The sequence below is a fragment of the Streptomyces sp. NPDC007896 genome, assembly GCF_042959425.1.
Classification (GTDB): Bacteria; Actinomycetota; Actinomycetes; order Streptomycetales; family Streptomycetaceae; genus Streptomyces.
In genome coordinates, this window is the sequence record NZ_JBIBKX010000045.1 from 1 (window position 1) to 13,315 (window position 13,315).

The 13,315-nt window shown below is 68.1% G+C and carries 12 protein-coding genes and 2 pseudogenes; 9 read left to right on the top strand and 5 right to left on the bottom strand.

Annotated elements, in window-relative coordinates; translation table 11 throughout:
- Positions 1–165, top strand: a 165-nt coding sequence (locus ACFZDJ_RS54730) for an alpha amylase C-terminal domain-containing protein (RefSeq protein ID WP_391070771.1), incomplete at its 5' end; no start/stop codon positions are given.
- Positions 166–243: 78 nt separating this feature from the next.
- Here the strand turns inward: ACFZDJ_RS54730 and ACFZDJ_RS54735 are convergent.
- The 3 genes and pseudogenes from ACFZDJ_RS54735 to ACFZDJ_RS54745 all read right to left on the bottom strand — a co-directional run bounded on the left by ACFZDJ_RS54735 (position 244) and on the right by ACFZDJ_RS54745 (position 3,817).
- Positions 244–1,668 carry a M1 family aminopeptidase gene (locus ACFZDJ_RS54735; protein WP_391070761.1) on the bottom strand — a complete coding sequence of 475 codons (1,425 nt, stop codon included), beginning with the start codon at positions 1,666–1,668 and terminating at the stop codon, positions 244–246.
- A 202-nt stretch (positions 1,669–1,870) separates the two neighbouring features.
- Positions 1,871–2,110 (bottom strand): annotated as a pseudogene (locus ACFZDJ_RS54740) (ABC transporter permease); the annotation flags it as partial.
- A gap of 606 nt (positions 2,111–2,716) precedes the next feature.
- The gene (locus ACFZDJ_RS54745; RefSeq protein ID WP_391070763.1) at positions 2,717–3,817 is read right to left on the bottom strand and encodes an ISL3 family transposase; all 1,101 of its coding nucleotides are present in this window, start codon (positions 3,815–3,817) and stop codon (positions 2,717–2,719) included.
- Between ACFZDJ_RS54745 and ACFZDJ_RS54750 the strand changes: the two genes are divergently transcribed.
- The 5 genes and pseudogenes from ACFZDJ_RS54750 to ACFZDJ_RS54770 form a co-directional block, all read left to right on the top strand.
- Positions 3,809–4,060, top strand: a complete 252-nt coding sequence (locus ACFZDJ_RS54750) for a hypothetical protein (RefSeq protein ID WP_390942018.1) — start codon at positions 3,809–3,811, stop codon at positions 4,058–4,060. The two genes, ACFZDJ_RS54745 and ACFZDJ_RS54750, sit on opposite strands and share 9 nt — an antisense overlap.
- 140 nt (positions 4,061–4,200) lie before the next feature.
- Positions 4,201–4,344, top strand: a complete 144-nt coding sequence (locus tag ACFZDJ_RS54755; RefSeq protein ID WP_257040174.1) for a winged helix-turn-helix domain-containing protein — start codon at positions 4,201–4,203, stop codon at positions 4,342–4,344.
- 355 nt (positions 4,345–4,699) lie between these two features.
- Positions 4,700–5,167, top strand: a complete 468-nt coding sequence (locus ACFZDJ_RS54760; RefSeq protein WP_389606993.1) for a DUF4232 domain-containing protein — start codon at positions 4,700–4,702, stop codon at positions 5,165–5,167.
- 886 nt (positions 5,168–6,053) lie between these two features.
- Complete coding sequence (locus ACFZDJ_RS54765; protein ID WP_391070766.1) at positions 6,054–7,766, top strand: FG-GAP-like repeat-containing protein; 1,713 nt, start codon at positions 6,054–6,056, stop codon at positions 7,764–7,766.
- A gap of 328 nt (positions 7,767–8,094) precedes the next feature.
- A pseudogene (locus ACFZDJ_RS54770) lies at positions 8,095–8,790 on the top strand (IS701 family transposase); the annotation flags it as partial.
- Positions 8,791–9,230: 440 nt separating this feature from the next.
- On the opposite strand, the gene ACFZDJ_RS54775 reads toward ACFZDJ_RS54770, so the two are convergent.
- Together ACFZDJ_RS54775 and ACFZDJ_RS54780 are read right to left on the bottom strand one after the other, a co-directional pair.
- Entirely contained in the window at positions 9,231–9,446 is a 216-nt protein-coding gene (locus ACFZDJ_RS54775) for a hypothetical protein (RefSeq protein ID WP_390942026.1), read from the bottom strand.
- Positions 9,447–9,677: 231 nt separating this feature from the next.
- Positions 9,678–10,163 carry a hypothetical protein gene (locus ACFZDJ_RS54780; protein ID WP_390942028.1) on the bottom strand — a complete coding sequence of 162 codons (486 nt, stop codon included), beginning with the start codon at positions 10,161–10,163 and terminating at the stop codon, positions 9,678–9,680.
- A 237-nt stretch (positions 10,164–10,400) separates the two neighbouring features.
- Here ACFZDJ_RS54780 and ACFZDJ_RS54785 point away from each other — a divergent pair, with 237 nt between their 5' ends.
- From ACFZDJ_RS54785 to ACFZDJ_RS54795, 3 genes are all read left to right on the top strand, one after another.
- Entirely contained in the window at positions 10,401–11,378 is a 978-nt protein-coding gene (locus ACFZDJ_RS54785; protein WP_391070768.1) for a MarR family transcriptional regulator, read from the top strand.
- A gap of 153 nt (positions 11,379–11,531) precedes the next feature.
- Positions 11,532–12,734 carry a hypothetical protein gene (locus ACFZDJ_RS54790; RefSeq protein ID WP_391070770.1) on the top strand — a complete coding sequence of 401 codons (1,203 nt, stop codon included), beginning with the start codon at positions 11,532–11,534 and terminating at the stop codon, positions 12,732–12,734.
- A gap of 413 nt (positions 12,735–13,147) precedes the next feature.
- Positions 13,148–13,315 (top strand): transposase (locus tag ACFZDJ_RS54795; RefSeq protein WP_391070773.1); only part of this gene is annotated, 168 nt, incomplete at its 3' end.

Below are 13,315 nucleotides of genomic sequence, written 5' to 3' on the forward strand. Positions count from 1 at the left end.
CGCCTCGGCATCCCCGAAGACATCCCCGCCTGGCACGAAGTCCTCAACACCGACACCGCCCGCTACGGCGGCAGCGACGTCCACAACCCCCACCCTCGGGTCCACGACGGGGGCCTGCGCCTGACGCTCCCCCCACTGGCCACGATCTGGCTCCGCCCTGCCTGACGTGTTCTCACCCCCGCCGCCCCTACCCGTCCCATCCCATCCCATCCCATCCCCGGGGGGCTCCGCCCCTAGGTCCTGTCAGGGAGCGGTCGGCTTGCCCGCCGTGCCGATCCAGGTGTGGAACAACGCGTCGAGATCCTTCCCGGACAACCGCTCGGAGAGGTGAACGAACTGGGCGGTGGTGCCGTGTCCGCCGCGGTGCTCCGTCGCCCAGGTCCGCAGGATGCGGAAGAACACCCCGTCCCCCACAGCCGTACGCAGCTTCTGCAGAGCCATCGCGCCCCGTGCGTACACGGGCGTGTCGAAGATGTGCGCCCCGCTCCCGGGGTTCGCCGGCGGAAACGCCCACAGACCACTGCCGGCCGGACTGGCGTACAGGGAGTCGAACGTCTGCTGCGCCGTCTTCCCACCGTGCTGCTCGGCGTACAGCCACTCGGCATACGTCGCGAAGCCCTCGTTGAGCCAGATGTCCTTCCACGCGGTGAGGCTGACGGAGTCCCCGAACCACTGATGCGCGCTTTCGTGGACGAGGGTGCTCAGGTCGGGCGCGGAGTCGTACACGGGACGCGTCTGGGTCTCCAGCGCGTATCCGACCTGCGGAGCCCGGTCGACGATGGACCCGGCGGCCCGGAAGGGGTAGGGCCCGAAAATACCGCTCTCCCACGCCAGCACGGACGGCAGCTTCTTCAGTACCGGCGCCGCGGCGGTCGCCTCACGCGGGTCGACGGCGTTGTAGACCTTGAGTCCGTCGCGGGCGGTGTACTGCTCGACCTTGAACTTCCCGACCGTCGCCGTGGCGAGGTAGGCCGCCATCGGCTCGGACTGCCGCCAGCGGAACGTCGTACGGCCGTGGCTGGTCGACTGTCCGCGGAGTATTCCGTTGGCCACGGCGGTGTGTCCCTTGGGGACGGTGATGGTGAAGTCGTAGGAGGCCTTGTCCTTGGGGTGGCTGTTGGCGGGGAACCACGTCATGGCACCCTGCGGTTCGCCGGCCACGAACGCGCCGTCGTCGGTGGGGATCCACCCGTCCAGGGAGCCGTCCGGGTCGGTGGCCGGCTTGGGCGTGCCCGAGTAGGTGACGGTGACTCGGAATTCCTGGTTCCGCCGGAGGAAGTGGCGGGGGGTGACCACCAGTTCCTGGCCGTCACGGCGGTAGGACGCCTTGGCGTGGTCGACGGTGACGCCGGTGACCTTCAGTCCTTTGAAGTCGAGGTCGAAGCGGGTCAGTCGCTCGGTGGCCCGGGCGGTGATGACCGCCTTGCCGTCGAGGTGGCGGCTCTGGGGGTCGTAGCCGAGGGTCAGGTCGTAGTGCCGGACGTCGTAGCCGCCGTTGCCCGAGAGCGGGAAGTACGGGTCCCCCGCGCCGGACGAGCCCACCGTACCGGCCGCCGCCGGGCCCGCCGCGACGAGCAGGGCCGCGACGGCGACGGGAACCGCGGCGACAACTGCCTCCCTGCGAAGGACAGTTGTGCGTCTGGTGGTCTGATGCGGACGTGGCGTCACGTTGGCTCCTCCGGTGCGGCGTTGATCAGGTGATCACGTCATCGCGTGATCACTGGCGCACAGCCTATGAGCCCCGTGGGCCGGTGACCCTCATCATCTGGTCAAGTCACGAGCGGGGGCGATGCACACGCACCGACGTACAGGAGGGACCCGTCAGGAAGAACGGGGAGGACCCGTCAGGAAGTGCGGGGCCGTGCCCGGATCAGCGGGCCAGGCGGCCCAACAGGGACGAGGCGGACAGGATGCCGAGGGCGGCGGCCAGGACGAGGACCCCGTAGCCGAGGGCCAGGTGGGCGTGCGTGCCGAGCAGCAGGCCGCGCAGCGCGTCCACCTGGTAGCTCAGCGGGTTGACCTTGCTGATGGCCTGGAGCCAGCCGGGCATGACCGCGACCGGGTAGAGGGCGTTGGAGCCGAAGAACAGCGGCATCGTGATGGCCTGGGTCAATGCCGGTACACAAGGTATTGCGCGCCAGCACCGAGCCGTCACGCCCACTGAGGTGAGCGAGGCACTCGATCGAGTGATTCAGGCCCTGGCGGGGGCGAGCGAGGACGAGGTGGCCGCTCGCGCTGGCTGCGGTCGGCGCTTCGCTCCCTCGCCGGCCTGCGCCGTCGGTCCCGCCCAGCACACCCCTGCTGCCGGACCCTGGGGACGTCTCAGGAATCGTCTCCGAGGTGGAGTGGGGCTGAAATGAGTTCGGGCGCTGCCGTGCCACCGAGACCATTTGAGCCCCCTCCCTTGACAGGGAGGGGGCTAGCGTGTGGGTCCGTGAGCCCGAGATTTCCCTGAATCGCACCGAGTTACAACCTTCTCCACTACTGGTCAAGCCCCGGCTGCGCTCCGCTCCGCCGGCCGCGCTCCGGGCGACGCTCCTGCCTTCGGCCCGCTCCGCCCGCGCTGCGCCGACGCGCGCCCTGGTGAGGGTTGGCCGGCGGCATGAGGTCAGAACACGTCGTGGCTGGGGCGGTCGGCTCCACGGCTTTAGCAGCCACTTTGGCGCGAGCCTCGAAGATCATGGCCCCAACGTCGTGCTTTACCGGGTCTTCGACGTCAAGCGGTGCGGAGGTGTTCGCGGGCTCGTCGTGTCGTGACGCAGCGTGTCCGTAGACGCTGATTGTCGGCGTTGCGGAACCTGAACGTGTTGCGGGCCACGAGCTTGATCACGCGGTTGATGCCCTCGCTCTTGGCATTGCTGTGACCGGTGTCGAGGAACGCGGCGATTTCGGGCCACCAGCGGTCGACGGTGGTGGCGACGGTGCGGACTTCGGGGATGTCTGAGTCTGCGCACCAGGTCAGGAACTTCCATCGGGCGTGGCCTACTTGCTCGCGGTCGGCTCCGGTGCGGGCCAGGGCAAGGAGGGTACGCAGGCTCTCCTTGGCGATCCAGGCGGTCAGCAGGATCTGTCCGATCTTCCCTTCGTCGAGCAGGGGGTTCCACATCTTCGCGAACTGCTCGTCGGTGAGGTCTTTCCGGTTGCGCAGGAGTCGGCGCCTGGCCTTCCACTCCGGGTCCGCGGCCCGTCCGCGCCAGCCCCGGGTCTCGGCGGTGGTGCGGCGCCGCACCATGGAGAGCATCTTGTTGGCGAGCTGGTCGACGTGAAAGTGATCGACGACCACGATGGCGTCGGGCAGACCGGCGCGGACCGCGGCCCGGTAGGTGGCCGACATGTCGATGGCAGCATGGCGGATGGTCTTGCGCCAGGCCAGAGGCGTGGTGGACAGCCAGGCCAGGACGTCGGCGACAGTGCGGCCCTCGACCTGGCCGAGCAGCCCTCCGGTACCGAGCGCGTCGACGAACCCGGTGTGCCAGCGGTCCCGCGTCAGCTGCCACTTCCCGGTGTCGGGATCCTGCTCCCAGCGGGTGCGGCCGCGCCGGGTCTCGTCGATGCCCAGGACCCGGACTTCGGGCAGCGGTGCCTCGATCACCCTCGCAGCAGCGGCGCGGAAGGCGTCCATCACCACAGGCCAGGACAGACCGCGGTCGCGGGCGGCCTGCACGACGGTGGAGCCGGCATCACGGGCCCGGCGTCCGGCCGCACACCGCAACCGCTCGGTCAGCCGGGTCCCGGCCGGTATCTGCGGGATCTGCTCGGTGAACGACTTCCGAGGACAGGACGCTTCCCGGCGCCACCAGCGTCGCTTGTGCCACAAGAACTCCAGGCGGCGCTCACCGTACGGGAGATCACGCGGCGGGTGGTCGCCGCCCCCTTCACCCGGGACGCAAACACCCCGCACACCGGGCAGGCCCTGGCCGAGGCGTCCGCCGTGGCCAGATGGACCCGGCGCGTACCGTCCTCAAGCCGCTCAAGTTCGAGGACCCAGATTGCGCAGACCGGTGGTGCGGACGGCGCGGACGCGGTCCTCGGCGCGGGCCCGCTGGCGGTGGCGCAGTAGGTTGGCTGGCGGTCCGCACCGCCCGGGCCGAAGTACGCGAACACGTCGGGTCCGGTGGTCGGCATGTTCTGGCCTCCAAGGGTCCTGGCGGTGCCCGCTGCAAGCTCGATCCGGGACAACTGCGCGTTCTGGAAACGGCGTTGGATGCCGGTCCGGCCGCCTTCGGCTGGAGTGACCAGTGCTGGACGCCAGCCCGGATCGCCGAGATCGTGCGCCGCCGGTTCGGCGTCGAGTACACCCTGGCCGGGCTCACGCGGCCGGGAGGTCTGGCCGCTATTGCGTGAATCCCCAAGGGATTGTGCGATGCGGGAGCGCTTCTTGCGGGCACTGCCCTGTTATGGGGGCCGTGGTGGTCGGAAGATGGCTCAGGCATGGGCGTGGGGAATCAGCCTTGGGAACCTTTCGGGAGGCGTGTGCATCTCCCTGTCCGGGAGTCACAAGCGGGGGCACACGGCCTTTGCAGGGGTGCTCCACCAGGGGGATGTACTCATGGCACGGCGAACAGCGGCAGTCTGCGCGATCAGCCTGGGGGTGGTTGTGGCTGCTGCAGCCTGCGGTCCAGAACACCGTGTTGCCGCGCAGCCGACCACCGGGCCGTCACGGACAACGGCGCCGACTGTCGAACCGTCACAGACGACCGTGTCGCCCTCGGCCTCGGCAGGCGTCCGACCAGGTGCCGCGTGCGGCACCAAGCAGCTGCGATGGAGACTGACGCGCCTCGCCGACAAGTCGAGCAAGGCGCCGACGGCCCTGCTGAGCGCGACCAACACCAGCACCGCGTCCTGCGCCTTCAACGGCTATCCGGAGCTTCACGCTTACGCGGGCAAAGGGCCGGCCGTCTGGTCAGAGCCGAAAGCGAAGGCGCCGGTCCGCCTGATGCTGGGCCCCGGCAACTCGGTCGACTTCCCGCTCTTCTACCCTGCGTCCCCTGCCCCTAACGGTTCCTGCTCGATACCGGTCGACGACGACCCACGCATCGAGGTGCTGCCGCCGCACCCCGCGCCCACCGACTATGGCGCTACCGTGCAGATCACCGACCTACACGGCCGGAATGTGACCCCGGTGTTCTGCGACACCGTTCACCTCGGCGCACCCCGACTGCGGTAGACGGCGCACGGCACAGCGCCCCGTGCCGGCATTGCGTTCTCGTCGGTTGGGCGGTGCCGAGCCAGTGGGGAGGGCCCGCCGTACGGCTGTCATCTCAGCCCGGATATATACGTGTTCATATGTTCGAGGATTGTGCGATCATGGCAACGGCGACCGCTGACCACGGTCGACTGGATGCCGCCTCACGGGCGGCACGGGGGAACGCATCGGGGGGTGCGCTGTGAGCTGGGCCGGATTACAGGGGTGTCCATTCCTGTCCGCAGGTGATGGCCTGTTTGCCGCCCGGCCCGCGCCGGGCCGGCTACCGAGCCCGTCGTCTGCCGTGGCGCCCTGTGGGCGCAGAGGGCAGCCGGCACCGGGTGCCGATGTCGCATCCGTCGGGGGCCCGGGCCGGACATCCGTATGCTCATTGTCGCCTTGTGTGGCCGCACCCTCGCTTCCGCGGTGTCGACAGTGACCAACGCAGGGCGCCTGAACAATGATCACGGTCAGTCGCCCCAGCTGAAACGCCGACACTCGGAAAGCCGCCGTCACTGCGGAGGTCCCCAACCCGCGTCGCCGCACGGCGACGGCGGCCTGGCCACCGCTCGCAATTCGTGGTGACGGACTGAACTTCCCCAGGCAATTACCCGGCCTCGCACTCTTCGTCGGCCGTCAACCGCTTGCGTGGCCCCGGCTCATCGAGCCCTACGGCCTGCCTGACCTGGAGTTAATTGAGTTGCGCAATACACGAATAAGCTTGGGGGGTGTGTTCGCACTGTGCGCCGCGATTCTGCTGGGCAACGCCGCTGCGGCCCGAGCTGTCACACCGACCCCGGCCCCCACCAGACATGTGACGGCCCAGTCGACACGCACCGGCAAGACAACCGCCGCCGCGAGTCCCTCGGTGTCCGTCGCACCATCATCGGCCGGCAACAGAACGTGGACGGTCCAGGACGCCGTCCGGTTCTGGACGCCCCAGCGCATGGCCTCGGCCACCGACCCCTCGGGCCGCATCGCGCAGCCGCAGGGCTGGAAGGCACCGCGCGGGAAGCGATCCGTCGCCACCAGCATCACCGGCGAGCACTTCGACGGCTTCAAATCCGTCGGCACGCTCTTCAGCACCACAAGTGACATGAAGGCCCATAACTGCACAGCCAGCGTGGTACGCAGCCCAGGGCGCAACCTCATCCTCACCGCCGGTCACTGCCTCGGCCACAACGCGGCGTTCGTGCCCAAGTACGACCACACCAAGTCGGCGGGCGACCAGCCGTACGGAATCTGGCCGGTCGACGAGTGGTTCCGCGACTCACAGTACGCCTCGGACCGGAGCGCCAACTCCGACCTGGACTTCGCCTTCGCGAGCCTCAAGGAGAACGGCGGGCGGAAGGTCCAGGACCTCGTGGGCGCCAACACCCTGGCCCGAACGCCGGGCTTCGTCAACCAGGTGACCGTCATCGGCTATCCCATGGTCAAGTACGACTCGCAGGACCGCGCCTTCCGCTGCCCCAACGTCGGGACGACACCACTGCCGGCCTACAACCAGATGCAGATCGACTGCGCCGGTATGTGGGGCGGGGTCTCCGGCGGACCGTGGTTCTCCAAGTTCGACTCCTCGGGCGAAACCGGCGAGATCATCGGCAATGTGGGCGGTTTCCTGCAGGGCGGCCCCGATGTGAAGACCGACAACCCGCTGTACAACCGGATCACCTACAGCCCCCTGCACGGCGACCGGTTCTTCCAGCTCTACGACGATGCCCAGAAGGGCCTGCACACCGACTACGGCCCGTACCACCAGCCGCCCCTGCCCTACTCCATGGGCAGTGGCACGACGTGGGAGCACGCCAAGCTCATGGCCGCCGGCGACTTCAACGGCGCCGGCCACAGCGACCTGATCGTGGTGTGGACCGACGGCGAGGTGACCCTCTACACCAATGACGGCAACGGTCACTTCATCACAGAGCGCCAGTTGCTGGCCCCCCACTCGACCTGGACCCACGCGGAGACCATGACCGCGGGCGACTTCACCGGGTCGAACCGGTTCGACCTGCTCGTCCGCTGGTCCGATGGCGAGGTGACCCTCTACGGCGATGTCGGCACCAACGGTCTCACCGTCGCCGGCACCCAGATGATCGGCCCCAACTCGACGTGGCAGCACGCCACCCAGATCGCCGCGGGCCGTTTCAACGCCTCGGCCTATGTCACGGACTTGATGGTGCGCTGGTCCGACGGCGAACTCACCCTCTACACCAATGTGGGCGCCGGAGGCTTCGGGCAGGAGCACAAGCTCCAAGACCCCAACTCCACCTGGCAGAACGCCACACTGCTCACCAGTGGCGAGTTCTCCGGCAACCAGAAGTGGGACCTGATGGTGCAGTGGTCGGACGGCGAACTCGACAACTACGTCGGCACCACCACCTCCGCCCTCGGCACCGAGGCACGCATCCAGAACCCCAACGGGCTGTGGACCCACAACACGGTGATGACGACCGGCAACTTCACCACCAACCACCGCACCGACGACCTCGTCATCCGCTGGTCCGACGGCGAGACGACGATGTACGTCGACACTGGGATGAGCACCCTCGGCACCGAACAGAACCTGGTTCCCCACGCCTGAGCTCGGAGGGTCGTGGTCGTGATGCAGAACGGGCAGGCCGATCACCTGCTCGTTCTGCACCGGTGGGGTCTTCGAACTTGAGCGGTGCAGCCGTGCCTACGTTGACTGACTGTCACAGGCTGTGATCGGCAGTGCGGTTGTCGCCCCTGGATGAAGGACGCCCGTGGTCCTGGTTGATCATTTCTGTTCTCTACGCAGAAGGATCACCGGGGAGCCATGGGCTTGGTCAACGATACGACGTTGCTGCTGGACCTCGACGGGGTGTCCGTCATACACGTTGAGCGGCTTGCACTGCGGACTGACCGGAGATGTCCGCAACTGTCAGACCATGGTCATGCTCACCTACGCCACCGCCGCCGGACACGCCTTCATCGACCGCCGCCTGTACCTGCCCGAGGAATGGACCGAGGACCGTGAGCGGTGCCGGGCGGCTGGCATCCCCAACGAGGTTGACTTCGCCACCAAGCCCGAGCTGGCCATCGCCATGCTCGACGGCGCCCTGGCCGCCGGTGTCCCCTTCACCTGGATACTGGCCGATTCCCGCTACGGACGCGATCCACAGGTGCGGGCCTGGTGCCATGACCGGGCCGTGCCCTACCTGCTCGGCGTCCCCGTCGACCTCCCGCTGGACGGCCCGCCGGGAAAATCCCGCCAACCGGCGGTGAAGCGCGCCGATGACCTGCTGCACTATGCCCGCGTCCGTGACCAGTGGGAACGCCGCTCCTGCGGCTTCGGCACCAAGGGCGAACGGCTCCACGACTGGGCCGCGTTCACCGTCGAGGTCAAGGAGGAGAAGCCGGCCGTGGGCCTCTCCCACTGGATGGTCCTGCGCAGATCCCTGCATCCCAACCGGCGCGGCAAGGACGGACAACTCCATCGCGAGATCGCCTACTTCCTCGTGCACGCACCCGCCTGCAGCACCGTTTCGGAGATCATCGCCAGGGCGGGAGGCCGTTGGCAGATCGAGGAGGACAACGAGATCAACAAGCAGCTCGTCGGCTTCGCGCAATACCAGGTCCGCAAGTGGACGCCCTGGTACCGGCATGTCACCGCCTGCATGCTGGCCACCGCCTTCCTCGCTGTCCAACGCGCCGCCTTCCCCGAACCAGGGCAGGAGAGCGACGCCGACTTGCGGCCGTCCGCCTCGGGAAAAGTCCTGGCCACGGCCGAGAGCGAGGCCACGGCTGATCCCCGGACCGCTCCTGCGGCCCTCCGCCCACACCATCCGGCACTGCCTGGCCGCCACCCACCTCAACCCCCACCACCCCGTCGAGACCACCCTGGCCTGCCAGTTCTGGCGCCGCCTCCACCAGACCCGCGCCCTCGTCAGCCAATACCGCCGCCGGGGCGATCCCCTCCCGCGCCACCTACGCCCCTGGGCCAAGCACCAGCCGATCCCGCCGATTACAGACCCTCAAGATCTCCGGCTGTAGTACAAGCAGCGCAGCACGGTCCCGCGGTGCATCAATCATCGACCCGGTCCGGGTCGATTGTGCCGGCATGCACGGGCGTGGTAGGCGTCGGCGTGCCGGCGGGTTGCTGCCGCCCGTCCTTGTCACGCCCGCCGAGCCACAGCGCCTTCGGCTCAAAGCCGTCCTGGCTCACTGCGCTGACCTCGATGCCTTCATCGGCCACGTTCGTGCCTTCGGTCAGAAGCTCACCGAGCGCCGGGGCAAACACCTGCCACAGTGGCTCCGGCGAGACGACCCCCCGGCCTCCACGTACTCGGTGTGGGCATCGACCTGACCGCGATACGGTCATCGCCGTCCTGACTCTGCCCTGGACCCAGGCCGCGGCCTTCTTCGGGTTCTTCTCGCGCGAGCGGTGTTCCGGGCCTTGTCTGTACCGTGCGGGTCCGGCCGATACGTCTGGTCGACGCACCGGCCTCGCACCGCTTCATTCCGCATAGGGTCAGCAGCCGCCCGAGTGCGGGCCGTCCCAGTCCTGCCCGCCGTACCAGTGCTCCGTGCCCAACGCCCAGGAGCCGCAGCCGTTCACGATCGCCCGCGCGTGCCAGGCGTCCGGGTTCGCCGAGTGGATGTCAACTGTGCCTGTGGGGACGTCCTTGGTGTAGGTGTACCCACCGCCGTATCCGTACACAGCGCTGTAGTAGGAGATGATGTTGACGTCCACCCACGCGCCTGGGTGGGAGTTCTGGAAGCCGCCCGCCCACTGCCAGTGCGCGGACGCCTGCCCGTTGCAGGTGTTGTACTGCTGCTCGACCTGCCCGGCGTACTCACCGCCGTAATAGACGTTGCCGGGCAGCCCGATGTTGATCACGCCGCAGCTGAGGGCCTTGGCCGGCTGGCGGGGGGCGGTCTGCGCCGAGGCGGTCCCCGCCAGCGACGCTGCGAGCATTCCGGTGGTGAGGGCGAGCAGTGCGAGTTTCTTGATCATCTCGTGGTTCCCCTGTTCCTGTCCGTGACTTGGATGGTTCGACGGCGATGAACCACGCGGTGGTGGTTGGCGTCTTCGTTCTCAGCACAGCGCCCAGGGGCAGGTGCTCGGAACGCTGCTTCCGCAGTGACTCAGTGCCTCTACGATTGCCCGCCGGCCGGGCGTCCGACTACGCTTTTGCGCCGGCGCGCAAAGGCCTCAGGACATCAACGCAAGGCACGAGTTGGGGGACTCAGGTTGATACGGATACGCCTCGGCGCCGATGATCTTGAACGGGTGCAGATTGCTGATGCGCCCGACTTCGGCTATGAACTCGCCCTGGGCGGATCCGTGTTGGCCGACCGGACCCGAGCCAGTCATCTCTCACAATGGCGACGTGAGGTCGCCCGCAACTGGAACCCGGGCTACTCCAGGCTATTTGACCTCTATACCCCGGGCTATCTGCCGACGTTCTCCGGCCTGGCCGCCCGTCCCGTCCAGGCCCAGATGGCCCACCCGGCCGTCGATCCCGACTCCACCGGCACTGTCCTCCACGTGCGCGACCTGGCTCGGGCCCGTGCCCTGACGCCCTTCACCACTGCTCTGGCCGATGGACATGCTCCCGCGTACAGCGCGTTAAGTAAGCTGGTCTCCGGCTTCCAGACCATCGCGTTGGATCCGTTCCGACGCCGGATCACCTCCGTTGTGGCTACCGCTTCGGCTCGAGCCGGAACCCGGGCTGCGACATCCGGTATCGATGCCATGCTGCGCACTCTGCACCCCATGGTGCACTGGGATGGGTCTGTACTGGCCCTGGACATCCTCCACGACTGCCACGAGCCGCTTGAGGGCCGCCCGTTGGTTCTTCAGCCCTCGGCGCTCGCGATCGGGATCAGCATCAACCCCGCTGCCGACTCGGTCACCATCACGTACCCGGCAACCAACGGTGTCCTTGCCCTTGATCCCGCATCACGCGCGCCAAGCTTGGCCTTGGCAACATTGCTCGGCTCCACCAGGGCGGCCGCTTTGGCCGCCGTGGTCGAGGCTCCGGCTCTGACCACCGGAGACCTCGCGGCGGTCCTGGGCCTGTCTGCTGCCGCCGCCTCCCGGCAGGCCACCGCCCTACGCGAGGCCGGCCTGATTGCCACGTTCCGCAACGCCCAGACCGTTCACCATCACCCGACCCGGCTCGGTAGGGACCTGCTCAGCGGCTCGGACGACGCCAGGGACTGGTGAAAGGGGAGGTGACGACATCTCGAACGCTCTCCCCGCGCGAGCGGGGGTGGTCCGTTCCCCCTTTCGGGATCGAGGGGAACCTCCCCGGTTCTTCCTGCACAGGCGGGGGAGTCCGGCTGCGGGTCACGGCCGTAGCCGGCGTCGGCCAGCACGTTGTCCAACGGCAGCACAGCGGCCGTCAACAGCCAGACCCTACGCATCCCGGCCCACGTCAGCATCGGCACCGACAGCGGAAACGGAGCGCGCATCCACCTGTCCAACGCGATTGGTGCCACCCCGGTGACCTTTCACGCGGCCTCCGTTGCCCTGCAGGACACCACCGCAGCCGGCGCCACCGCAGCCGCGGCACCAGTAACGCTGACCTTCAACGGTTCCCCCTCCGTCACCATTCCCGCGGGCGGCGACGCCACCAGCGACCCAGTCACCCTGACCGTCCAACCTCAAGCGACCGTGCTGGTCAGCTTGCAGGTGCACGGCGAGGCGCCCGCCATGCCCGGCCACTCTGTGGCCCGGACTCCCGTCTGGGTCAGTGACCACGCCAACCGCACCAGTGACACAGCCGCCGCCCACTACACGCAGACCACGTACGCTGGTCTGCCGTACCTCTCCGGCATCGACGTCACCACCTCCACCTCAAACCCCACCGGCTCGCTGGTCCTCTACGGAGACCAGAGCGTCAACGGGGACACCGCAAGCGACGATGGCCAGCATCACTTGAGCGATGCGATCACCAACGCCCTGGTCAACGATCCCCACGGGGACACCTCAGTGAAGTACGGCGTGCTCAACGCGGGCACCGACAGCAACAGCCTGCTGCCGCAGATCACCAACAGCACCAATCCGCTCAACGCGCTCAACCCCCAGGACCGCAACGTGCTGGTCCAAGGCAACGTGCGTACCGTCCTCGTCTCCACCGGCGCCGCCGACCTGCTGAACTGCACCAGCGACGCCAACACCTGCGCCACCGACGTGGAGAACGGACTGGCCTCCCTCGACAGCCAGCTGAGCTCCTACTCCACCGACGACGGTCAGATCTACATCAACCAGCAGCCGGTCACCCAGAACTCCAACATCACCGTCTATCTCGCCACCATCGCGCCGTTCACCGCCGCCCACCCCGGCACCGCGGCCCAGGAGGCCGCCCGCGAGCAGGTCAACACCTACCTGCTCGACAACTACCCCGGCCGGCTGCTCGACTTCGCCGCAGCGGTCTCCACCGACGGCACCGCCACGTCCTCGACCGTCAAGGCCGCCGACCTCTCGGACGGCAACCCGTCCGACGCGTACTACGCCGACCTCGCCGGCCGATACGTCAACGACACCGACTCCGGCACACTCATCTACGCGCCCGACTGACCCCACTACCGGACCCAGGCCCCGCCGCTCCCAAAGGGTGCAGCGGCGGCTGGGCCGTTCGTGTCGACCGACGCCGACAGCGGCACCTTCACTGCCCAGAAGCCGCGTGCACAGTGCACTTACGCAAGCGCCCGTCAGAAGGCCGAAGCTGTACAGCACGGAAGTACAGCAACCTCAGTGACCAAGGCTGCACCCCAACAGCCGTCCACGGCTGATTGAGCAGCCCGGGAACCATCAATGACCTACCCGCCGAGAGTTCGGGACGAAGAGGTCGTGCCAGACGCGTGCCAGATCGTATGGGGAACTGCGGGGAACACCGGGGAATCAGGAGACCAGCCACCAGAGGTCGGGCCCTCCACCTTGATCGTGGGCACCTCGACACTGGATCTTGAGTCCAGGGAGAGGAGTCCCGGGTGGGGGCCTACAAGTACTCGGCGGAGTTCCGGGCCGACGCTGTGGCGTTGACCCGTTCGTCGGGCCGGCCCCTCTCGCGCGTTGCCGCCGAGCTGGGTGTGAACCACGAGACGCTGCGGCAGTGGATCAAGACGGCGGAGAAGGCCGAGCGGCCCGAGGCGGTTGCG